General features: G+C 39.0%; 23 protein-coding genes. 4 read left to right on the top strand and 19 right to left on the bottom strand.

The annotated features are described in order from the left end of the window. Positions 1-9 precede the first annotated feature (9 nt). Positions 10-2,538, bottom strand: coding sequence for a M14 metallopeptidase family protein (locus ACJJVZ_RS04630; RefSeq protein WP_405599082.1), 2,529 nt, complete (start codon positions 2,536-2,538; stop codon positions 10-12). 170 nt (positions 2,539-2,708) lie between these two features. On the opposite strand from ACJJVZ_RS04630, the gene nfuA reads away from it, so the two are divergent. Beyond that, a complete protein-coding gene (gene nfuA / locus ACJJVZ_RS04625; protein ID WP_077536357.1) occupies positions 2,709-3,284 on the top strand; it encodes a Fe-S biogenesis protein NfuA in 576 nt (191 codons plus the stop codon). A 9-nt stretch (positions 3,285-3,293) separates the two neighbouring features. Further along, positions 3,294-3,563 carry a hypothetical protein gene (locus ACJJVZ_RS04620; protein ID WP_138584711.1) on the top strand — a complete coding sequence of 90 codons (270 nt, stop codon included), beginning with the start codon at positions 3,294-3,296 and terminating at the stop codon, positions 3,561-3,563. Between the two features lie 13 nt (positions 3,564-3,576). On the opposite strand, the gene dinF is transcribed toward ACJJVZ_RS04620, so the two are convergent. Then, positions 3,577-4,911 carry an MATE family efflux transporter DinF gene (gene dinF / locus ACJJVZ_RS04615; protein ID WP_405598556.1) on the bottom strand — a complete coding sequence of 445 codons (1,335 nt, stop codon included), beginning with the start codon at positions 4,909-4,911 and terminating at the stop codon, positions 3,577-3,579. Here dinF and ACJJVZ_RS04610 point away from each other — a divergent pair. Beyond that, positions 4,891-5,916 carry a polysaccharide deacetylase family protein gene (locus ACJJVZ_RS04610; RefSeq protein ID WP_405598554.1) on the top strand — a complete coding sequence of 342 codons (1,026 nt, stop codon included), beginning with the start codon at positions 4,891-4,893 and terminating at the stop codon, positions 5,914-5,916. The two genes, dinF and ACJJVZ_RS04610, sit on opposite strands and share 21 nt — an antisense overlap. 225 nt (positions 5,917-6,141) lie before the next feature. On the opposite strand, the gene ACJJVZ_RS04605 is transcribed toward ACJJVZ_RS04610, so the two are convergent. From ACJJVZ_RS04605 to ACJJVZ_RS04545, 13 genes are all read right to left on the bottom strand, one after another. Continuing rightward, positions 6,142-7,173 (bottom strand): chemotaxis response regulator protein-glutamate methylesterase, encoded by a 1,032-nt coding sequence (locus ACJJVZ_RS04605; protein WP_405598552.1) that lies wholly within the window; start codon positions 7,171-7,173, stop codon positions 6,142-6,144. A gap of 8 nt (positions 7,174-7,181) precedes the next feature. Beyond that, positions 7,182-7,799: a chemoreceptor glutamine deamidase CheD gene (cheD, locus tag ACJJVZ_RS04600; protein WP_138584714.1), complete on the bottom strand. Its 618-nt coding sequence runs from the start codon at positions 7,797-7,799 to the stop codon at positions 7,182-7,184. Next, positions 7,789-8,613, bottom strand: coding sequence for a protein-glutamate O-methyltransferase CheR (locus ACJJVZ_RS04595; protein ID WP_273046977.1), 825 nt, complete (start codon positions 8,611-8,613; stop codon positions 7,789-7,791). The genes cheD and ACJJVZ_RS04595 overlap by 11 nt, the downstream gene beginning before the upstream one ends. A 21-nt stretch (positions 8,614-8,634) precedes the next feature. Continuing rightward, positions 8,635-11,334, bottom strand: a complete 2,700-nt coding sequence (locus ACJJVZ_RS04590) for a methyl-accepting chemotaxis protein (RefSeq protein ID WP_405598549.1) — start codon at positions 11,332-11,334, stop codon at positions 8,635-8,637. A 53-nt stretch (positions 11,335-11,387) separates the two neighbouring features. Continuing rightward, a complete protein-coding gene (locus tag ACJJVZ_RS04585; protein WP_138584717.1) occupies positions 11,388-11,873 on the bottom strand; it encodes a chemotaxis protein CheW in 486 nt (161 codons plus the stop codon). Continuing rightward, positions 11,870-13,981 (bottom strand): chemotaxis protein CheA, encoded by a 2,112-nt coding sequence (locus ACJJVZ_RS04580; RefSeq protein WP_405598547.1) that lies wholly within the window; start codon positions 13,979-13,981, stop codon positions 11,870-11,872. The genes ACJJVZ_RS04585 and ACJJVZ_RS04580 overlap by 4 nt, the downstream gene beginning before the upstream one ends. 280 nt (positions 13,982-14,261) lie before the next feature. Then, positions 14,262-14,624 carry a response regulator gene (locus tag ACJJVZ_RS04575; RefSeq protein WP_405598545.1) on the bottom strand — a complete coding sequence of 121 codons (363 nt, stop codon included), beginning with the start codon at positions 14,622-14,624 and terminating at the stop codon, positions 14,262-14,264. 8 nt (positions 14,625-14,632) lie between these two features. Beyond that, positions 14,633-14,905, bottom strand: coding sequence for an STAS domain-containing protein (locus ACJJVZ_RS04570; protein WP_138584720.1), 273 nt, complete (start codon positions 14,903-14,905; stop codon positions 14,633-14,635). A 152-nt stretch (positions 14,906-15,057) separates the two neighbouring features. After that, positions 15,058-15,675 (bottom strand): SCO family protein, encoded by a 618-nt coding sequence (locus tag ACJJVZ_RS04565; RefSeq protein ID WP_405598541.1) that lies wholly within the window; start codon positions 15,673-15,675, stop codon positions 15,058-15,060. Next, positions 15,672-16,601, bottom strand: a complete 930-nt coding sequence (gene cyoE / locus ACJJVZ_RS04560; protein WP_405598539.1) for a heme o synthase — start codon at positions 16,599-16,601, stop codon at positions 15,672-15,674. The genes ACJJVZ_RS04565 and cyoE overlap by 4 nt, the downstream gene beginning before the upstream one ends. A gap of 12 nt (positions 16,602-16,613) precedes the next feature. Then, positions 16,614-17,603 carry a COX15/CtaA family protein gene (locus tag ACJJVZ_RS04555; RefSeq protein ID WP_405598536.1) on the bottom strand — a complete coding sequence of 330 codons (990 nt, stop codon included), beginning with the start codon at positions 17,601-17,603 and terminating at the stop codon, positions 16,614-16,616. A gap of 32 nt (positions 17,604-17,635) precedes the next feature. Continuing rightward, positions 17,636-18,130 carry a transmembrane cytochrome oxidase associated protein gene (locus ACJJVZ_RS04550; protein ID WP_405598534.1) on the bottom strand — a complete coding sequence of 165 codons (495 nt, stop codon included), beginning with the start codon at positions 18,128-18,130 and terminating at the stop codon, positions 17,636-17,638. Continuing rightward, positions 18,120-18,860: an SURF1 family protein gene (locus ACJJVZ_RS04545; RefSeq protein WP_405598532.1), complete on the bottom strand. Its 741-nt coding sequence runs from the start codon at positions 18,858-18,860 to the stop codon at positions 18,120-18,122. Before ACJJVZ_RS04545 ends, ACJJVZ_RS04550 begins: the two co-directional genes overlap by 11 nt. A gap of 14 nt (positions 18,861-18,874) precedes the next feature. Between ACJJVZ_RS04545 and ACJJVZ_RS04540 the strand changes: the two genes are divergently transcribed. Next, on the top strand, positions 18,875-19,183 hold the full coding sequence (locus ACJJVZ_RS04540) for a DUF2909 family protein (protein WP_405598530.1): 309 nt from the start codon (positions 18,875-18,877) through the stop codon (positions 19,181-19,183). On the opposite strand, the gene ACJJVZ_RS04535 is transcribed toward ACJJVZ_RS04540, so the two are convergent. The 4 genes from ACJJVZ_RS04535 to coxB are packed head-to-tail and all read right to left on the bottom strand — an operon-like array spanning position 19,086 to position 23,261. Then, the gene (locus ACJJVZ_RS04535; RefSeq protein WP_182701674.1) at positions 19,086-19,961 is read right to left on the bottom strand and encodes a cytochrome c oxidase subunit 3; all 876 of its coding nucleotides are present in this window, start codon (positions 19,959-19,961) and stop codon (positions 19,086-19,088) included. The two genes, ACJJVZ_RS04540 and ACJJVZ_RS04535, sit on opposite strands and share 98 nt — an antisense overlap. 35 nt (positions 19,962-19,996) lie before the next feature. Further along, on the bottom strand, positions 19,997-20,527 hold the full coding sequence (locus ACJJVZ_RS04530) for a cytochrome c oxidase assembly protein (protein WP_077536375.1): 531 nt from the start codon (positions 20,525-20,527) through the stop codon (positions 19,997-19,999). Continuing rightward, positions 20,527-22,119 (bottom strand): cytochrome c oxidase subunit I, encoded by a 1,593-nt coding sequence (gene ctaD / locus ACJJVZ_RS04525; RefSeq protein WP_138584728.1) that lies wholly within the window; start codon positions 22,117-22,119, stop codon positions 20,527-20,529. The genes ACJJVZ_RS04530 and ctaD overlap by 1 nt, the downstream gene beginning before the upstream one ends. After that, on the bottom strand, positions 22,119-23,261 hold the full coding sequence (coxB, locus tag ACJJVZ_RS04520) for a cytochrome c oxidase subunit II (protein ID WP_405598527.1): 1,143 nt from the start codon (positions 23,259-23,261) through the stop codon (positions 22,119-22,121). Before coxB ends, ctaD begins: the two co-directional genes overlap by 1 nt. Positions 23,262-23,692: the final 431 nt, after the last annotated feature.

The following is a 23,692-nucleotide window of genomic DNA, read 5'->3' as shown; positions in this document are numbered from 1 at the left end:
TAAAAAGTATTATTCGCCATTTGCACGAAACGTATGACCAAAAAATAAAGCGTTGCTTAGTAGTCGACTAGTTCCATACCAGTAACCTCTAAATACAGGGTCGTCGGTCATACCTATCACTGTGCCTCGCCCGTATGAATGAGCAATTAAACCAGCTCCGCCAGCAACTTGCTCAACATTAACAGCATCGGCAAAACCCGCTAACAATGGGGTTTTAGTATAGGTAAGTACATTTACGAACGGCGCATCGGAAGCTTCTAGCAACCAGGTACTGTTTTTGAATACGGGCAATGTATTGCGCTTAAGTGAAAATGTAAGCGGATGAGTTAAATCTATATTAGTATTAAAAATAGCACCTGCAATGCGCTGACGCCCAGCTAAATGATCTTTATCGCCATAACTTAAACCTGTCGTCTTAAATGCGCTGGCTACATCTTGTCGTGATAAATAGCTCGCTTTAAGCAACTGCTGATCGGCTAAAAATTTAGCGCCACCTTTATGACCCCAAATAACGCCACCTTTTCTTACCCAGCTTTTAATTGCCACTTTGTCAGCGTCAGATAAACTGCCGTAATTGCCATGAGCAAGCACAACATGACTATAGTTACTTAATTCAAGAGAGCCTAAGCGATTCATTTCAACAATTGTAGGCGCTACGCCAACAAAGCGATCTAGGTAATACCACACTTCTCCTACTTCGTACTGGCTCGCGCCTTGCCCGCCAATAAGCAGTACTTTTGGAGCACTAACAACAGCCATTGAGCGTGAACCTAAATCGGCCCCCTTACTTGTTAAACCTGAAGTAATTGGCTTAATTGCAATACCAAACTCATTTTGCGCTTTATTAAGCTGAGCAACCCAGTTGATATTTGTTTGTAACCCTGTAGGTATAATAATACTGCCAGGTTCAAAGCTTACCCCTCCCGATGTTGATTTAGCAGTTAACGAACTAAGAGCTACACGAGCTTTAATACCTTGCTGAAGTAAACTATTTAGCATTTTAGGGGCTAAATAATCATCCCACGAAAAACCAAATGCGTAACCTTCGGTGAGTGAAGAAAATGATGGGGTTGCTACTTTTTCCCATGCTTTATCAGCAACCTTTAATCCCCAACTACTTTTAACTTTAGAGAATGGCAAATTAAACGCATGCGCTAATGTCCAGCCAGATACATCGTAAAAAGTATTATCGGCAAAGTTTTTTTGCTCACTAAAAATCGCTTTTACTAAACGATATTGTGGTTGTGCTAATGGTACAAAATAGCTATGTGTACTGAAATTCTTACCATCTGCTTGTAATGATTTAGTAAGCGGGTAAGCATTAATTTGATGTTGCTTTAAGAGCTCTAAAAAGTGCTTAATGCGGGTGTTGTCGCTTGCACCTTCAACAACATAGCCTTCATAGTTTTCATCGCTGGCTAAATCAGTAGCTTGATTGTAAAACTTAGCCTGGTAATTAAGTAATGCTTGGCGGTTATCAACTGCTGCCTTAAAGGTAGATAAACTAGTTAACAGTTGATTTTTAATAGTGAAAGGAAAGCTTAAAGGTCCATTTATAGTTTCTTGAATATGCCCACGAGAACTCGCTTGTTCAAATAAAATGCCTACTCCACCATTTACATCAGGATAGGTTGAGCCTTTCCCGTAATAAAAATCATCAAAACTTTCTTCTGTAAAATAAAGCGCGTTGTTTTCATCTAATGTTTTTGCATGATAGTTAGCAATTGCTTTCGTTAAAGTCACATTTTCATCCGGTGTTATTGGGTGTTTACGACTTGGAATACCTGGCTGAAAAAAATAACTACTATTTGGGCCCATCTCATGAAAATCAGTTAAAATATTTGGCTTCCACTGATGGAACTTGGCAATACGCGCTCGCGACTCCGGATGTTGCAGCAATAACCAGTCACGATTTAAATCAAACCAATAATGATTGGTCCGGCTACTTGGCCAATTTTCAACATGTTCGCGAGTTTTAGGGTCACTTGATAAGTTCATCCCGCGATTACTGTTTGCCCAATTAGCAAAGCGCGCTAAGCCATCCGGGTTAAGCGAAGGGTCGAGTAAAATAACGGTATTATTTAATAGCTGATCTATTTCAGCACCTTGAGCTGCCGCTAAATAATAAGCCACCAGCAATGAAGCGTTACTCCCTGATGATTCATTGCCATGTACGCTATAACCCATCCACACTACAGCAGGTTGATCTTTGGTTTTACTACTTTTATTACTCAAGCGTGCCAGATGCGCTTGACGAGTTTGTTCAATGTTTGGTAACTGATTAGCTGCGGTAATCGTTAACATAACCAATGGACGCTGCTCATGCGTACGGCCAATGATTTCAAAATTTATACGATCACTTTTATCAGCAAGTACTTCCATATAGCGCACTAACTGATCGTGCCTCACATGCCACTCCCCCACTTGATAACCAAGTACTTCTTCGGGCGTTGGGATTGTAGGATCAAATTGTGTATCTTGCTCAAAATAATAAGAAAGTGGCTTAGCTACACTTGAAAAACTAACTAGTACCATCATTACTGCTAACATGAACCGCATATAAATCACTCTAAAAATGTTTGTTAATCGCACGCTACCACTGCTTAAAATAGATGCCAACTTTTTACGCTCAACACTAGCCGCAACACGATGAGCGGAGTATGATATGCAGTATCCGAGTAATTTAGTCAGGTATAAAGCCGTTTTTTATGATTTCTATTTCCGAAACAGCGCAAGCGCATTTTGCTAAACTATTAGCAGATCAATCACAACAAACCAATATTCGTGTTTTTGTTGTAAACCCTGGTTCATCACAAGCGGAATGTGGTGTGTCTTATTGTCCAGAAGACGCTGTTGAAGCCAGCGATATTCGTCTAAATTTTAATGGTTTTGATGCCGTTGTAGATGCAGAAAGTGCTCCATTTTTAGAAGAAGCTGAAATTGATTTTGTTACTGACAAAATGGGCACCCAGCTGACTCTAAAAGCACCTAATGCTAAAGCTCGTAAAATTGGTGATGACGCATCATTAAATGAACGCGTACAACATATGCTAGAAACTGAAGTAAACCCGCAACTGGCTAACCACGGTGGCCAAGTAAGCCTAGTAGAGATTACAGCAGCTGGTATTGCTGTCCTTCAGTTTGGTGGTGGTTGTAACGGTTGTTCTATGATCGACGTAACGCTAAAAGAGGGCATTGAAAAAGAAATGATAGCTAAGTTTGAAGAGATAACCGGTGTTGCCGATATCACTGATCACGAAGCAGGCGATCATTCTTACTATTAAGCCCTATAAATGCTAAAGCCACTCATCTACCGCTTAGGAAGCAATCCTAAGCTTAGTTTAGCGCGCTTTTTTCGCGGCCTAGCACTGTTTGTGCTAGCCGTAATATTAATATGCATTGGGTATTATACCCATTACAGTTTACAAATAATTGGCGTGGTAATTTTAGTCCCCGCATTATTTTTTGCCGGTTGGGGCTACTGCGGTATTTTTGCTAATCGATTTTCTCAGGTCATTAAAAATATAGGCCCTCAGAGTAACGATCCCGATTTATGGAAATAGCCCACCATCGCACTTAATCTAGCAACTGGTTATTTGCTTTGAGTCTTTGATATTTAATAATTAAAGTTATGCCTCGCATTAACATAAAAATGCTCATAGCTAGCCATAACCCATTATTTTGTAACTCACTAAATACCCAAAACACTCCAAAAAACCCTACCGTAGCTGAAAGTAGCATACTATTTCGCATATCTTTTGCACGTGTTAAGCCGACAAAAATACCATCAAACAAAAAACAGCTCATAGCAAGTAAGGGCAATCCAATTACCCATGGTAGATAACGTGTAGCCTCATTAATAACCTCTGGTACATTGGTTAAAAGCGTAATAATTTGAGCGCCAAAAACTGCAAAAAATAAGCTATATAATAAACCAAATAACATCCCCCAAAATACACTAATTTTAACCCAGAGCTCTATGTTATATACGCTTTTTTGACCTTTTGCTTGCCCTACTTTTGCCTCACTGGCATATGCAATACCATCTAGAGCGAAACTGACTAACATTAAAAAATTAAGCAGCACGGCATTAGCCGCAAGCGTCGTTTCGCCAATTCTGGCGCCGTAAAAAGTCATAAAGCTAAAACACAATTGCAGTACTAAAGAGCGAATAAAAATATCACGGTTTAAACTAAGTAAACCCGCCATTTTTTTAAAGCTAAACCAATTCGGTACGCTTAATTCTATTGCTTGTTTTTTAGCTAACTTAACAACCAAAAAAAGTGCAAAGACGAGTGCTGTGTAATCAGCAATAAGTGATGCCCATGCAGCACCAGCAACCGCCCAATCTAGGTAAACTACAAAGTAAATATCGAGCACTATATTTACAATATTTGTTACTAATAATAAATAAAAGGGTCCTCGGCCGTAATGCACTCCTAGCATCCAGCCTAACAGCACTAAATTACATAAAGCCGCAGGCGCACTAAAAATACGGATACTGAAATACTGGTACGCTTGAATGAGTACATCGCTATTAGCTGCAGACAAAAATGCAATAGCGTGTTTTATTAATGGGGATAGAGCAATAAGTAATACAGCAACAATAATTGCAAGTAATAAGCTTCGCTTAAGTAAGGCGGCTAATTGAGTTAAATCATTTTGCCCGTAGGCCTGAGCAACCATGCCGGTTGTACTCATTCTTAAAAACCCTGCTAGCCAAAATAAAATAGAAATAACAGCAGAGCCTAGTGCAATACCGGCTAAATAGTGAGCGCTACCTAAGTGACCAATAACAGCAGTATCAACAATTCCTAACAGTGGTACTGTGATGTTTGATAGTATCATCGGACCGGCTAACAACAACAAGCTTTTATGGTGTGCTTTATTATGTATAAGAAATTGTTTCATTTAGTATTATTTACTCTCATTAGTTTATCTCTACGCGCTCAAGCAGCCGTTATTTTACAATACCATCATGTTAGTGAAACCCTTCCAGCCGTCACTAGCGTTAGCGCTGATACTTTTACAAAGCATTTAAATTATTTAAAAGACAATAACTTTAACGTTATTCCTCTAAACAAATTACTCAGTGCTTTACAACAAGGGCAAACCTTACCTGAGAAAACCATCGCGATCACTTTTGATGATGGCTACAACAATAATTATGATGAAGCAGCACCTATTTTAGAACAATTTGGCTACCCGTATACTATTTTTGTAAACCCCAAATTAATAGATGAAGGTCAAAGCTATGTGATGGGCTGGGATAAACTTAAAGAATTAAGTAAAAAAGGGGCGCTTATAAGTAACCACAGTGCTCAACACAATTATTTGCATATTAAGCTTGAAAATGAAACCACCGCGCAATGGAAAGTACGTATTAAGCAAGATATTTTACACTCACAACAGCGTATAAAAGAAGAAATTGGCCAAGACTACAAATACTTAGCTTACCCATATGGGGAATTTAGTAATCAACTGCAAACCCTTATAACTGAGCTTGGCTTTATTGGAATTGGACAGCATTCTGGAGCGGTAAGTAAAGACTCAAATTTCAGTCGTTTACCACGTTTTCCTGCCTCTGGTTTTTATAGCAATTTAGAGACGTTAACAACTAAAATTAATTCTCGAGCGTTCAGCATTACTAATTTAACTTACCAAGATAGTGTGACGCAAAACAATCCACCCAAGTTAACTATTGAGTTTAAAATGGGCAGTTTTCACAAAACACAATTTGCCTGCTATGTATCAAGCATTGGCCAAGCAAACTTAAACTGGATAAATAAAAATACGGTTGAAGTGACGTCACCCCAAGCACTTAAAAAGGGCCGCTCTCGCTTTAACTGCACTGCGCCTTCCATTGAAAACCCTAGCAGCTATTACTGGTTTTCTCAGCCTTGGGTTATTCAATAACAAAGCAGCTATTTTCGGCGCTAACTGCGTTGAGTTTATTTGCAATAGTGTTCTAAATAAAAAATTTTAACGACATTATGGGGTGATTTAATTCATTAAGTTGCTCAAACACTTATGCCGAACGGTATTATTACAAAGTTACACGCCCTAAGCTCTCGTAAAACATCGTACTTTGCATTTTGATGGTATTTGGCGCAAATTATAACTTAGGCTTTTTAGCCTAAGTTAATTTTTAATAATCTGCTTTAAAAGACTCTGAGCCACTTTATCAAGAGCAACTACTTCATTAACTGCATCTAATTCTACAGCTGCTTTTGGCATCCCCCACACAACAGATGAATACTCATCCTGAGCTATGGTGTAAGCGCCATTTTGTTTTAATGCAAGCAATCCTTTTGCGCCATCACACCCCATACCGGTAAGAATTGCGGCAACTATATTTTTAGCTCCTATTTCGATTAATGAATTAAATAATACATCTACAGCAGGCTTGTGCCTGTTAACAGGGTCGTTATCATCAAGCTGGCAATACAATCCTATGCCTTGCTTTTTAATACTTAAATGAAAGCCTCCAGGTGCTATATACGCCCAACCAGCATTCAGCTTGTCGCCATGTTCAGCCTCTTTTACATTTATTATGCACGTACGATTCATTCGCTCAGCAAACGAAGTACTAAACACCGGCGGAATATGCTGTGTAATAACAATCGGAGGGCAATTTTTGGGCATTTTAGTCAGCACTTCTTTTATCGCTTCTGTACCGCCGGTTGAAGCACCTATCGCTATTATTTTATTTAGTGAGAATTGAGCATTAACATGAATAGGCTCATTTATAATGACTCCTTTTTTAGCGCTTCTTACTCTTGCACCGGCTGCTACTCGCACCTTTTGCTGAACCAATGATGCGTATTGGCTCATTTGCTCTTTTATATTGTTGGTAGGTTTAGCTATAAAATCAATAGCCCCTAATTCTAATGCTTCTAATGTGATGGGAGAGCCTTTTTGGGTTAGCGTAGAGATCATCACTACAGGCATAGGCCTTAATCGCATTAGGTTTTTTAAAAAACTAATACCATCCATTTTTGGCATTTCTACGTCAAGCGTTAGCACATCGGGGTTGAGTTTTTTTATCATTTCGCGTGCTTCGTAAGGGTCCTCAGCACTACCAACTACCGTGATATCTTTAGCCTGCTGTAATATCTCTGTGAGTAAACGCCTAATTAGAGGAGAATCATCTATTATCAATACTTTAATCATGCATACTCCTAAAACAGCTCTATATCTGTTGTTACTTCTTGCTTTTTAAGGTTTTGCAAATAACGTACTTCGCGTTTTTCAATCGTGTTGTTATGTAAATTTCTTAATTTTTTCATATAAACTTTACCGGTATGCGGATGAAAAAATATTTTTCGAGGCCATGGCCCGCCCATATCATGAGCAACTAAATTTAACGCCTCCTCTTCAATATAAGCCATTGCAAAACTAATATTTCCCAGTCCAATATCGGTCATCGCACTAATAATTTTACCGCCCCCAAACAATTTTATTTTTAAGTTATGGCGAGACGCTCCATTTTTTAATACCTCATTTATAAGGTACTCCATGGCCCAGTTACCGTATCGGCAACTCAAACTATGCGCGTTTTTCAGATCTGTGTCTTTCTGAATAGGAAGCATAAAATGGTTCATCCCTCCAATTCCCAAGCTCTCATCATAAACACAGGCAGCAATACACGACCCCAGCACGGTAGAAATAAGCTCGTTATTTTTAGAAACATAAAATTCACCTGGAAGCACCTTAGCAACAACACTGTCTCTACCTGAATCCCAATATCGCTTTATGTGCTCAAAGCTAGGTAATACGGGCCTAAGTTCAGCGTGCATCAGCGCTCTTTCGGTACATAGTTTTTCCTAAATTTTTAAATTGCGAATGCTCTTTACCCATACTCTCTGAGTGACCCAAAAACAAATGACCTTGCGAATTTAGTATGTTAGCGTAGCGCTGAAAAAGCTGATCTTTTGTTTCTTTATCAAAATAAATAACAACATTTCGACATAAAATAAGATCGAACGACCCTTTCATAGGCCAGTCTTGCAACAAATTTAAGCGCTTAAATGAAATAGATTCTTGTAGTTTATCTTTAACTTTATAGCTTTCACCGTCTTTACTCGTTAAAAACCAACGCTTAAGTTGCGCCGGTTCTAATCCATTCACATTAGCAGCTGTATAAATACCCTTTTGTGCTTTCTCCAGTACGTTAGAATCCAAATCTGTGGCTAATATTTTTACGTCCCAAGTACTTGGAAATGCGTTATATATTGTCATCGCCAAGCTGTAAGGCTCTTCACCTGTTGAACAACCAGCAGACCAAATTCTTACTCGCTTACTTTGCTTATTTGCTTTTAGAAGATCAGGTATAAGCTGGGTTCTAATAAATTCAAAGTGATGTATCTCACGAAAAAAAGACGTTAAGTTAGTTGTTATTGCATTAATAAATGCATCAAACTCCTGATCTTTATTACTCTTTAAGTATTCTAAATAAGCTTCAAAATTATTTAGCTTTCGCTCTCTAATACGCCTAGCTAAACGTGAGTAAACCATTTCACGTTTATGATCACCTAAAACAATACCGCATGCGTCATAAACTAAACTAGCAATCTCTTTAAAGTCGCGATCCGTACATAAAAACTCTTTCATTATTCGCTCTCAGTAAAGCTGTTAAAACTCTTCCCACTCATCAGCTGAATCAACAAAGTTATCGCCTCTGGGTGTACTTCGAATAAAGCTACTTTGTGGTTTATGGGATAATTCAGGTGTTCGCACAGTCGGCGAAATGATTGCCATATCTTGCTGACCTAATGAGAAAAAATTAAGTAAGCGGCGCATCTCATTAGCTTGTTCAGCCATCGACTCACCAGCTGCAGAAGCTTGCTCTACTAGAGCTGCATTTTGTTGCGTCATTTCATCCATTTGAGAAATAGCTTTATTAACCTGTTCAATACCGGCACTTTGCTCTTCGGATGCTTCTGTAATATCAGAAATCATTTGCGTGACTCGTTGTACCGATACAACAATTTCTTTTAGCGTCGCGCCTGACTCATTCACTAATTGAGAACCATCGGCCACTTTACCTACACTATCTCTTATTAACTCTTTAATTTCTTTCGCTGCACCTGCAGAGCGTTGCGCTAAGTTTCGTACCTCACCAGCAACCACTGCAAAACCACGCCCTTGCTCACCTGCTCTTGCCGCTTCAACTGCAGCATTAAGCGCTAATAAGTTAGTTTGAAATGCTATTTCATCAATTACACCAATAATATCTGCAATCTTTTTGCTCGACTCATTAATAGCCGACATACTTATTACTGCTTTATTAACAACTTCACCGCCTTGAATCGCCTTTTCACATGTTTCTTCAGCTAGATCGTTTGCAACTTTGGCGTTATCTGCATTTTGACGAACTGTACTGGTCATTTCCTCCATGCTTGATGCTGTTTCCTCTAACGAGGAAGCTTGCTCTTCTGTCCGCTGACTTAAATCTGTATTACCCTGTGATATTTCCTCTGCGCCACTGGCTACCAACGTTGCTGATGAATTTATACGATTAATTACTTCAGTTAACTTATCTGCCGTTGCATTAGCATCACGTTTTAATTTATCAAATGAGCCTTTATAATCTTTTTCAATTCGTTTTGATAAGTCACCACTCGCCATTGCACTGAGCATATTGCCAGTGTCAGCAACTGTATCGTCGACTATTTTTATTAAGCTATTTAACCCTTGTGCCAAGCGCAGGAAAAACCCTTGTTTCCCCTCCTCCATAACTCTTGTATCTAATTCTCCACTCCCAGCAGCACCAATAAGCTGGGCAATTTCTTTTTCAATTGCAACCTGTGCGGTTCTATCTTCCCACTCAACCACTGTGCCTATTTTTTCTTGCTCTGATGTTATTATAGGGTTAGCGACTAAACCAAATGTGCGTCCGCCCATTTTAATTTCGGTGCTATAAGTATTTGTTAATTTGGCAAGTAGATTTTGCTGATGCGCTGGATTTTTGTGGAATATGTCAATGTTCTGATTTATTAGATTCGTACTGTCAAAATTAGGTAAATCTTTTTGTAAATCTTTTTCAGCAATACTCATCATGTTTCTAACAGCAGCATTCATATAAACAATAACGTTTGATACATCTGCAATCATTGTATTCGTCGCTACTGTATCTAATGCTTGACGTACACGTAGATTTTCTTGTGCTGCTCTACGTTCTTCTTCCGCCTTTGCAACATCGTTTGTAATATCTTCCCACTCAACTATAGTGCCTAGCCTTTTTCCTTCGTGGCTTATCCAAGGCGATGCAACCAAGGTGAAAATAAGCCCTGCTAAGCGTAATTCAGCTTTGTGTGGTTTCTCTAAATTTTTTAATAACTCGCGCTGGTGCGATGCTTTTTTATGAAAATCATCAACACAAGTTCCGACCAAATTATCAACAGAGAAACTCGGTAATACCGATTGCAGTTCCTTTTCTCGGACCTTAAGCATTTCTTGAACTCGATCGTTCACAAATACAATATTAAGATCTTTATCAGCAATCATTACGCTTGCTTGGCATACTTTGAGAGCGCTTGCTAAATCTGCGGCCTTTCGAGATAACTTTTCTAATTCTTTTTGTACGCTAATGTCAGATGCGTATTTAATAACTTTATATGGTTTACCATTCATATCATAAATTGGGTTGTAAGAAGCTTGTATCCATACCTCTTTACCGTGTTTACCAATTCTTAAGTATTCACCAGAATCAAATTCTCCACGGCCTAGTTTTGCCCAAAATTCTTTATATTCATCACTATCTGCATATTCAGGTTCAACAAATAATCTATGGTGCTGTCCTTCAATCTCACTGAGCTTATAGTCAAGCGCATTTAAAAAGTTTTCATTAGCGTTAATAATAGTGCCATCTAAGCTGAACTCAATGACCGCTTGAGATTTGCTGATCGCATTAATCTGTCCCGAAGCATTTGCCGATATAAGCTTTTGCTCAGTGATATCTGTAGCAAATTTAATGACTTTACGTACTTGACCTTCCGAATCAAGAATTGGATTGTAAGTAGCCTGAATCCACACTTCTTTACCGCTTTTAGCAAAACGCTTAAACTCATCTGAAATAAACTCACCATTGCGTAAGCGTTGCCAAAAGCTTTTATAACTATCACTTTGCGAATCATCATCATTCAAAAATAAAGAGTGGTGCCGCCCTTGAACCTCTTCTAACCGATACCCCATTACGTTTAGAAAGTTAGTATTAGCAGTAATTATTGCACCACTAGGTTCAAACTCAATCACAGCTAATGACTTATTTAATGCATCTACAATTAAATCATTACTCGATTTTGACTGCTTTGGATTACTAAACCATCCCATGCCCATCACCACCTTTAAGTTTATTTTGAGTACTTTATTTAGCTATTCTTTGGCTAAATGTTCATTGTTTTTTGCAGGTCAATTAATGCCACCATTTTTTCACCAACATTGACTAAACCAGCTACATACTCACAATTATTTGAGTCAGATATATTTGGTACTGCTTTAGCATCTTGCTCTGCAATGCTGTAAACATCTGAAACAGCATCTACTGTTATGCCTATAATTTTGCTACCTTGTTCAAATTTTATTTTGACAACAATAACAACGGTTAGAGGGCCATAATCAGTACTTGGTAATCCAAAGCGTAATCGTAAATCAATTATTGGAACTATCGTTCCACGTAAATTAATAACGCCTTTTACGAACTCAGGTGCATTAGGTAGCACTGTAATTTCTTCCCAGCTCCGAATTTCTTGCACTGTTAAAATATCCACACCGTACTCTTCATCGGCCATCATAAAAGTTAAAAACTGCTTTATACCTTGTTGCTGCTGAAGGTTTAATTGGTTACTTAGCTGGTTTTGATCGGAAATCATAACGCCTCCAGGGCGACGCTTGGTTCAAGGCTTAGCTCTTGACTACCTGGTTTTTTCAAACCTGAAAGTTTTATCAAACCACTAATATCAACAATGAGTGACACGCGCCCATCGCCTAAAATTGTTGCCCCTGATACACCATCAACCTTGTGGTAATTAGCCTCTAAACTTTTAATAACCACCTGCTGTTGAGACAGTAAATCATCAACAAGTAACCCTACCTTTTGATTGTCGGTTTCAACAACCACAAGTAGAGTTTTATCTAATGATTCAATCGCATTGTTATGATTAAAAATATCGTAGAGTCTTAAAATCGGAATATATTCATCTCGAAGTCTAAGTACATCGAGGTTTTTGCCTACTCGGCTCACCTTTGCTATATCTATTTGCAGTGACTCCACAATCGAAATAAGTGGAATAATATAAGTATGCTGACTCACTTTAACGAGTTGACCATCTAAAATAGCTAATGTAAGGGGTAACCTAATCGTAAATGTAGAGCCAACCCCTGGAGCAGATGTTACTTCTACTGAGCCGTTTAATGATTGAATATTTCGCTTTACGACATCCATGCCCACACCACGGCCCGATAAATCACTTACTTTGTCCATAGTCGAAAAGCCTGGCATAAAAATAAGCTCATTAATTTCATCATCACTAAGACTGTTATCTGCTGAAATTAACCCGTTACTTATTGCTTTTGATCTAATTTTTTGTGTGTTGAGTCCTTGTCCATCATCCATTATCTCAATCACAATATTACCGCCTTGATGAAATGCATTTAAAGTAACCGTGCCTACAGGATCTTTTCCATCAAGCACTCTTTGCTCAACCGTCTCTAAACCATGATCGAGCGAGTTTCTAACCAAATGCACCATAGGATCTGATATTTTTTCCATCACGGTTTTATCAAGCTCAGTTTGCTCTCCAATCAACTTCAGCTCTACCTGTTTATTTAGCTTTTGCGCTATATCACGGACCAAACGCGGAAAACGACTAAATACAAAGTTAATGGGGAGCATGCGTATGCGCATTACATTTTCTTGTAAATCACGTGTGTTATGCGCTAGTTGCGCTAAACCTTCTTGCAAAGACGTGATAGTCGCGGGCGTAATTTCTTGCTCGCTCAGTTGATTGAGCATGGCTTGTGTAATAACGAGTTCACCAACCATGTTTATCAATGAATCAACCTTATCAATACCGACACGAATAGAAGTAGATTCAGGGGTTGTTGCTGTTTTTTTATTTGCACTTGCTGCTGGAGATATTGGATTGCTAGGCGATTTAACGCTTGGTGGTGCTACGACTACTGGTTTTGATGTTTCAGTTTCAATAGCTTGAGGTGTATTATCGTTCGCATTTTTACTTATTGATATTTGATCATCGTCAGTAAATACGCCACCACATAGTTCAATAGTGATGTCGGAGTCATCTTCAACCCATTCAAAAACTTCTTTTATCACGCTTTCATCACGGCTTGTATTTAAGAAAAAGCGCCAGTGTAAAAAACATTCATCGCTGCTTAAATCTGTAATATCAGGAACTTCGTCATAAAATACGGTCGTTTCTAAGTCGCCAAGCTCTTGAAGCTCACCAATCATATATAGAGGTTCATTGCCTGTTTTAAATAAATGATGATGAGGCTTAAAATCAATTTGGTAAGTATTACTGTCTGGTTTTTTATTTTCGCTTTGAGATATGCTTTCTTGGCTATCGCTTTTCATTCCTAGTACGCTTTCAAATTGCATGCGTAAGGAATCTGCCTCAGTTAGATCAGGGTCTTGCTCTGCTTGAAGTGCAGCAAGCAATCCACGTAAACAATCAACTGCTTTGAGTAACAAATTAACATGTTCAGTGCCAAGCTCTCGCTCTCCTTGGCGGATTTGATCTAATAGTGTTTCAAGTACATGAGTGAAATCAGCAACAGAGCTAAAGCCAAAGGTCCCGCTTCCTCCTTTAATTGAGTGAGCAGCTCTAAATATAGTGTTTATAGTTTCTAAGTCTTCCTCTCCAGGCACCAAGTTTAAGAGCTCAGCCTCCATGGTATCTAGGCCTTCAAAACTCTCTTCAAAGAAAACTTCAAAAAATTGACTTAAATCTATACTCACACTGCGCTCCTTTATTAGGGCCTGTCTATCTTTTAGGATTAAAATTTGTTCAATCTAGGGGCTATTTAATCGCGGCGCGAGGCTTGTAACCCAGTGGGCTAAGTAAAAACCGAGCAACAAAGAGTAAATTGCCCCTAGGCAGAACTCTCCGGGCAGCGCATGTTTGGTATTTGTGCTGCGTTATCGCCTATTTATGGGGAATAACCACACACCATAGGCTCTGCCTTGCCTAAATACCAAACACACTGCTGCAAATTTAACCTCGAAAGATAAGCAGGCCCTATCGAATAATCTTTTTAATTACCGCGAGCAGCTGCTCAGGATTAAATGGCTTAACAACCCAACCAGTCGCGCCAGCTGCTTTACCTTCTACTTTTTTTTCTAATCCAGACTCTGTAGTTAGCATTAGTAGCGGCGTAAATTTATAACTGGGTAATGTACGCAGCTCTCGGATTAATGTAATCCCATCCATTATTGGCATATTCACATCAGAAATGACGGCATCAAAATCTTGCTGCTTAGCTATAGCAAGTGCCTCGCTACCATCTTTCGCTTCAGTTACATCAAACCCTGCGGTTTTTAAAGTAAAGCTCACCATCTGACGCATTGATGCAGAATCATCCACCGCTAAAATTTTTTTCATATACACCCCTAACCTTTACTGTCAATTATTAAGTACTGGCTTAATCCCAGCTGATTAATTGTATGTGTTAAAGCCTCACTACTGCCTACCCATATTATTTTATGCTGTATGGTGAGTAGATGTTTTTGTAAAGCGCATAAAAGTTGAATTGAAGCGGTATCAGCAGAAATCACATCGCTAATATCAAGGCAAATGTCGTCGTTGCTATGAAGCTCTTGTAGTAAATCTTGATGCAGTATTTCAACTTGTGTGATGGCAAGTTCGCTAGGAAGCTTTAACATTTAATGAGCACATTCCCTGTTAATTCAGATCATAATAAAAGCTTAGACCTAGTTAATGAAATTGCCATAAAATGCATGATTAATTTTGAATTGAAGTGAAAAAACGTAAAAAGGAGCATAAAGCCCCTTTAAAATTGGTAAAAAGTAAAAAACTAGTTTCTATAGTAGTTCGCTATTGTTGTAAATTCTTCGGTAAGCTGAGTCGCGTTAATGAGCGGTACACTACCTTGCTTAAATTCAGGTTTGAATATAGCTCTTAGTGCACCACTTTGGTCAACCATCGCGACTGAGGCACTATGATCTACTGCATATTCTGACTCGCTACTATCGCTAATCGCATAAATTAAACCAAGCTCTCTGACTACCGGAAAAAGATGTTTATGCTCACCAGATACGGCTAAAAAATCAGGGTTAAAATAATCTATATATTGCTTTCTCTTTACAGATGTATCTCGATTAGGATCAACCGATAGGAACCAAATTTGCAATGGATAATCCGCTTTTAGATTTTTATACACCACATTTAGCTTAGCCAGTGTTAAAGGGCAAATATCTGGGCAACTTGTATAACCTAAAAACACTAAATTCCATTGACCTACAAACTGCTGTTTAGTGACCAATTCGCCATGCTGATCATTTAGCGTAAAATCAGATAATGGTTTTGCCTTTTCGTAAACCAACGCATTAACATCTGGAGGGCTATTCTCATTAGAACATGCTGATAAAAACAAAGCTAAAACAACAATTAATCCAAGCCATAACTGCTTCATAAAGGGAGCCATTTATCTATAAATAAGACCACAAAGAGTACCATTAAATGGACAATCGAAAAACGAAATAAATCCATTGCAATCTCATCATTTCCGGCAATTTTTAACTTAACTGCTTTATAAATAAATACTGCATTTAATACACATGCGCCTATCAAATATATTAATCCCGACATACCAATTAAATAAGGCAGTACACAAACAACAGCGAGTAAAACAGAGTAAGCAACTACACACGTTTTACAAAAATCAATTCCGTGTGTTACCGGCAACATAGGGATTTTAGCGCGTTCATAATCGCGTTTTCGCGCTATAGCCAGTGCCCAAAAGTGTGGTGGGGTCCACGTAAATATAATCATCACCAATAGCCAAGGTGCGGCTGCCATTTGGTTTGTTTCTGATACCCAACCTAACAATGGTGGCATTGCACCAGCTAACCCTCCAATAACAATATTCTGTGGTGTTGCACGCTTTAAAAATGACGTATAAACAAAAGCATACCCTACCAAGGCAAACAGCGTTAAGACAGCTGTTAAAGTATTGGCCCAAATCATCAACATAATAAAGCCTGCCACCCCAATAACAGCCGCAAAACTAAGAGCGTGCATTTTACTTAAACGCCCCTTAGCCACTGGGCGGTGACGGGTTCGTGCCATTTTAGAATCTATCTCGCTATCAACTACATGATTAATAACAGCTGCTGCTGCAGAAAGTAGCCCTATGCCTAACAAACTAATAAATTGTACCGCTATACCACGCCCAACATCGGGAGCCAGTGCTAACCCAACCCAAGCAGTTAATACAAGCATTGCTACCACTTTAAATTTACTAATTGCCAAATAATCTTGTAGCAAATTATAACTGCGTAAAGCCAACGGCTGAGTATTAGCGGGTAGTATTGCTTTTTTATCAATTGTAAGTGCCATAACATTTCCCCTTTATGTGCGTGATTTTAAGTAATAACACAGCCTAACCATACTTAATAACAGTATGGCAGCCATTAAGTTATGCGCTAGCGCAACACCTAACGGAAAGTGCCAATGTACTAAAATAAGTCCTAAGCTAATTTGGCAAAACAGAAAAAATAATACACTTACGACACAATTTTTAATCTTTTGAGAGTAAGCCTCGCTGTATATTTTCCACATAACGAGTGCCAAAACGACACAAGTAACTAATGCCCAAATACGGTGCAATAAATGAATAGACATTCGCGCTTGCTGCGATAGCACGCCAAACTCATAACTACTGTGCTCTAACGGTAATTGAAACACGCTACTTAATGAAAACGGCTGTGCATAATTACAAAATGGCAAACCACTACAATGGGGAGCGGCATAATTTGCAGCAAGCCAGCCACCTAACGCTATTTGTATAACAAGCACACCAAGCGCAATTAGACTTAATCCAAAGTAGTGCTTAGCTCCCTCATCACCGCCCATAATCAGCTTTGCTGTTAACCTTAAATACAACAAAGTAATAAGCGATAAAATACTAAAACCTCCAAGTAAATGGCCCATTACTATTAACGGTTGTAAATTCATAGTCACAGTCCACATACCTAGTGCAGCTTGAAATACAACCAACAATAACAATAACAATGGTAACTTCACTGGCGTTGTTGGGTATTGACGCTTTAAAAAAGCGAGTATAAATAAAGCTAAAATGAGTAACCCAAGCGTGCCGGCAAAATAACGATGAATCATTTCTTTCCACGCTTTAGCTGTTTCGAACATCATGTCTGGATAGCTCTGTGTAGCAAGCGCAATATCGGCCTCATGCTTAGGAACTGTTAAAAAACCATAACAGCCAGGCCAGTCAGGGCAACCCAACCCCGCATCGCTTAAGCGAGTGTAAGCACCTAGCGCCACAACAATCAAAGCCAGCAGTCCAGTTACTAACACTAAGTTTTTATAATTTTTATACATCGAATACTCCAACTTAAACCAAATGGAACTAGCTAGCTTGAACGTGAATAATTAAGTAGTTTTTTTAAATCTTTTAATAGTCCCTTTTGCACCAAACGATTTTCTTGTGGTTGCGCCTTAAAAGGATATTCCAGCACGACTAACCCCATATGATCGATTAAATACAAACTTGCAGGTTGTAAGCTTTGTTGCTCAGCAATAATTTTCCAAGGTGAGTTTTTATCATCAGGTCGCCCCATTGTTGCCATATCAACCTTGCCTTGATTTTTACCAAGCGCTACATATAAGTTATTTAGCGCTTCAAGTTGCTCGCTACAAGGTGTATTACATTGACTTGAATAGTTAAGTGCAATAGTCCACTGCTTTGGATTGCTTTGCGGCCAGTTTTCAAATTTAACGTTTCCACTTAAAAACTCACCGTGATTAGTAATTGCAGTTGGCAACCAATCAAATTTCAGTGCGCCATATGCCAAAATTAGCGGTATAGCACAGCAACCTACAAACAATAAAAGAGGGTTACTTTTCATTATGTGTCCTTTTCTTACTTGCAAAAATAGCGACAACAACACATGCAACAGCAATTAGAAACCACTGCACGGCGTAAGCATTATGTTTTTGAGGACTCATCACTACAGCCTCGTAATGAGGTATAGCAATTTCATCACCACTACCTTGTCGATAAGCCATAAAATTAATTAATGATTGCTGGCTTTGAGCACTTAGCATATTCAAATCAATAGATTGGATTCGTGTAGGTAAGTCATTATTTGTAGCTTTATTTTCAAGTGTAAAACCACTGAGGTTATTTTCTTTTATTTGTGCTTTTAGAATAAAATCGCCATTTGGGAGAGTAACTTGTGGCAAAATATCTCTCGATATAGGCGCTTTTATCCACCCCAAATTAACTAAAATCACTTTAGGATCATTATCGGGCTTTAACAAAGCGAGTAAATCGTATCCTACTTGCCCGTTGTAAACTTGGTTATCTAAAAGCCAATAGTGGTTTTGTACAAACTGCCCTTTTAGCTCCACTAATACGCCCGTTTTGTTCCAACTATCAGGCAAGTTAAGTAATTGAGGCCAGTTCATAACGCCACGAGTTTGCAACTCAGCAATGGCAATTAGCTGCTGTTGCTTTTGCTCGCCGCGCTGTAATTGCCAAAAACCTAAGCGCACGCAGACCAACACAACAACCACGACCATACAAAGTGTGATTATTGAACTAAGCTTTTGTTTGTGAAATAAAACTAACTGCATAAAGGGTCAACTCAGTGATTATTAAAATTATTATCGTACTGTTGTTAATATTTATACTTTTTAACTTATTTAGAGCATTATTTATTATGGTCTCTGGGAAAACAGGTGGACGACCCATGTCCCACTTTTTAGGTCGTCGCGTAGTGTTTTCTGTGGTCGTTTTAGTTGTTGTGATTGCAGCACTTAAGCTTGGGTTTATTAAAGCGAATGACTCGCCTATGGCCACTACAGCACATATACAAATACAAATAAACACAACCACACCACATCTACAAAGTGCCAATACCAAGCAGCAGCCTGAAAAGCAAAGTGCTTATCTTTAGTAAAATGTCCTTTTAGAATGCGTAAAAGTATAACCAATAAAAGTACGGTGCCGAGCGTTACATGCATGCCATGAAAACCCGTCAATAAAAAGAACGTATTACCGTAAACACCGGCATCTAAGGTTAAATTAAGATCATTATATGCATGTATATACTCCTCAACTTGCAGTCCTAAAAAGCAAACCCCCAATAAAACAGTAGCCCCTAAAAATACTTTAAGTGGGGTGCGTTTATTGTTTTCCATCGCAACATGGGCAAAATGCAAAGTAACCGACGAGGTAAGTAGTATTAAGGTATTTATAAGTGGCAAACCTTGCCAACCCATAGCCTGAGTTGTTTCTCCAGCAGGTGTTGAAAGTAAGGGCCAAACAGCTTCAAAGGTAGGCCAAAGCACTTCGTTAGTCATTGCATTATTACCAGCCCCCCCAAGCCATGGAACCGACAGAACCCGCGCATAAAACAGCGCACCAAAAAAAGCCATAAAAAACATAACTTCAGAAAAAATAAACCAGCTCATACCTTGCCTAAAAGAGCGATCCATTTGCGCTGAATACAAACCTTGGTCCGACTCACTAATTACATTTTTAAACCAACTAAACAACATATATAAAAGCACAGCAATTCCGGCATAAAGTAGATAAATACCACCGCCAGATTCTTTTCCAACATCCATAACCGTTAAGCCTGCGCCCACTGCTATAAAAAACAATGCAATAGCACCCACAATGGGCCATGGGCTTTGATCTGGTACATAATAATGCTCATATTTTTGATTCATTTTATTTACTCCTAGTTTTACACTAGTTTAAAAAGCTAGTTATTACTTGCCACTAGCTGTTCACTAATATCAAATACGGTATACGATAAAGTTAATTCTTCTATGTCACTTGGTAGTGCAGTATCAACATAAAAAAGTAATTTGAATTCAAGTTCTTCACCTGCTTTTAACGGTTGTTGATCGAAACAAAAACAAGCAATTTTATGTAAATACTTTGCCGCTTTACCTGGTGAAACAGAAGGTACAGCCTGCATTACCTTATCTAGCTCGCTGTTATTTTTAGCGCTAAAAAACACTTCACGCATTGCACCGGGCTTTACCACAACGCTGTATTCTTTTGATTTAACTTCGAATGGCGCACCGCTTTGAGCATGCGTAGTAAAGCTAACGCCAACTTCACGATTTTGTATTATTTGTGTACTTTGCTTTGCTTGCTCTAGCGAAGGCTTGCCATTGAGCCCTGTTACGTCGCAAAACACGTCGTATAAGGGCACTAAGGCAAATGCAAATGCAAACATACCCACGCAAATTAATATCAAGCGCTTAAGTAGCGGTGCGTGTGTCATTACTTTATTTCCGGAGGTGTAGAAAAAGTATGATACGGAGCTGGTGAGTCAACTTCCCACTCAAGCCCTTCTGCCCCATCCCATACTTTTGCAGGTACTTTATCGCCACCACGAGCACATTTAATTACAACAGCCACAAACAGCAATTGCGATAAGCCAAAGGCAAAACCACCAATACTTATGATTGCGTTAAAATCGGCAAATTGCAGTGCATAATCAGGAATACGACGCGGCATACCAGCAAGTCCTACAAAGTGCATAGGAAAAAACAGTACATTGACGCTCACCAGTGATAACCAAAAATGCCATTTAGCTAAGGTGATATTAAACATATTGCCCGTCCACTTAGGCAGCCAATAATAAGCGCCCGCCATAATCGAGAATATCGCACCGGTTACTAATACATAGTGAAAATGCGCTACAACAAAGTAAGTATCGTGATATTGAAAATCAGCAGGTGTAATGGCTAACATCAACCCAGAAAAGCCACCTAGGGTAAACAATACAATAAAGGCAATACTAAATAGCATGGGTACCTCAAAACTTATTGAACCCTTCCACATAGTGGCAACCCAGTTAAATACTTTGACCCCAGTGGGCACAGATATAAGCATTGTGGCGTACATAAAAAACAATTCACCTGCTACAGGCATCCCCGTGGTAAACATATGATGCGCCCAAACAATAAAGCTCAGCAGCGCAATCGAGGATGTGGCATACACCATAGAGGCATAACCAAAGAGTTTTTTACGCGAGAAAGTAGGCACTATGGTCGATATAATACCGAACGCTGGCAAAATCATGATGTACACTTCTGGGTGACCAAAAAACCAGAAAATATGCTGAAACATCACCGGATCACCGCCACCTGCGGCATCAAAAAAGCTGGTCGCAAAGTACTTATCGGTAAGCACCATAGTGACAGCCCCTGCAAGTACGGGCATTACCGCAATTAATAAAAAGGCAGTAATTAACCATGTCCATACAAATAGGGGGAGCTTCATCCATGTCATGCCTGGAGCACGTAAGTTAACTATGGTGACAATTACATTAATAGCCCCCATAATTGAACTTATTCCCATTATATGTACGGCAAATACAAACAACGCCGTATTGTCATTACTGTAAGTTGTAGAGAGCGGAGCATAAAAAGTCCAGCCAAATGCAGGACCACCACCGGGCATAAATAACGATGCTAATAAAATTAAAAACGCAAACGGTAAAATCCAAAAACTCCAGTTATTCATTCTTGGTAGTGCCATATCAGGTGCACCAATCATCAGCGGCACCATCCAATTGGCAAGACCAGTAAAGGCTGGCATTACTGCACCAAATACCATAATTAAACCGTGTACGGTGGTCATTTGATTAAAAAAGTGGGGATCAACCAACTGTAAACCTGGTTGAAATAATTCAGCCCTAATCACCATGGCCATTGCGCCACCAATTAAAAACATGGTCAGCGAAAATATTAAATATAAACTACCTATATCTTTATGATTGGTTGTATAAAGCCAGCGTTTAAATCCTTTTGCAGGGTGATGTGCATGATGCGCTTCATCGGCGTTAGGTTGTTCTACTATGCTACTCATTAGTTCGCCTCCACTTTGGCATCAAGTGCTGTCTGTATTTGACTCGGCTGAATAACATCACCCGTATCGTTACCCCATGCATTACGCTTATAAGTAATAACTGCTGCTAATTGCTTTATAGATAACTGTTTTGCAAAGGCTTGCATTGCAGTGCCTGGGCGGCCATGAATAATTATATCAATGTGATCTTCAATATCCCCTAATACAATTGGACTCCCTTTAAGTGCAGGAAATACACCTGGTAATCCCATGCCCGTAGGCTGATGGCACGCTGCACAATTAGCCATATATACTTGTTCACCCAAAGTCATTAACTCATCTTTAGGTAACGTTTGATCAAGCAGTGCGGCATCTGCCAGCGCAGCTTTCTGCTTAGCCTGCTTTGCATCTACCAACCAGGTTTTAAAATCGGATTCTGATTTTGCAACTACAACCACAGGCATAAAACCATGATCTTTACCGCACAGCTCAGCGCATTGACCCCGGTAAATCCCTTCTTCGTTTATATTGGTCCATGTTTCGTTTATAAACCCAGGATTTGCGTCTTTTTTGACGGCAAAATCGGGCACCCACCACGAGTGAATAACATCGTCTGAGGTCATTAAAAAACGTACTTTTTGGTTTATAGGCAGTACCAGTGGTTTATCTACCTCAAGTAAATAGTTAGGGTTTTTCTGTGCAAGATTAGCAATTTCGTCTTGAGGAGTAGAAAGCATTGAGTAAAACTCAACGTCTTCACCCATGTATTCGTAATGCCATTTCCATTGCGATCCTGTAATTTTAATAGTGAGATCAGCCTTACTGGCATCTTCCATTGCAATTAGAGTTTTAGTGGCCGGTATAGCCATAGCAATTAAAATAACAAACGGAATAGCAGTCCAAAGTATTTCTACTTTCGTGCTTTCGTGAAATTGAGCAGGCACTGCTCCTTTAGATTTGCGGTGATGAATGAGTGCCCAAAACATAATGGCAAACACGATTACCCCAATCACACAACATATGAAAAATATAGTCATGTGCAGCTGATAAACATTATTACTTATATCAGTTACGCCTTTACGCATATTAAATTGGCTATTTGCCAATACTTGCTGCGGAAAAACAAACAGTATAAGCCACAAGGTAGAGCTCAATTTACCCATGTGACGACTCCTTTGATGCTGTTGCGAGTGCAAAGCGAAGAGGCATACGGCTTAAACGCCAATTCGTTATTTTTATTTTTGTATTAATACCCTCGTCCTTATTAAACAATTAGGTATTACACTGCGCTAACCAAGGTTTTATTGTAAATATGTGTATTCTCAAAACTAAAAACAATGAGTTACTGTTAGCCCAGCCCATTAATAATTAGCTAAAGATTAACCAACAAGCAAGTTTTAGTATGAAAATTAAACAAATGATATTAACGGATTAGCAAAAAAACATGTCACTTTTAAAATTTTAAAATGATGCGAACTGAGTTTTGATAGGGGTTACAAATAACATAAGGGGATAAAAGAGGAGTGCAATAAAAATTGTTTAGTAAGGAGCCTTGTAACTAAAAATGCGTACTAAAAAGCACGCATTTATAAAA

It is taken from the genome of Pseudoalteromonas sp. Ld19, assembly GCF_045064135.1.
GTDB classification, from domain to species: Bacteria; Pseudomonadota; Gammaproteobacteria; order Enterobacterales; family Alteromonadaceae; genus Pseudoalteromonas; species Pseudoalteromonas aliena.
The sequence above is the reverse complement of the archived record's forward strand: the minus strand, read 5'-3'. Positions and strand labels throughout refer to the sequence as shown.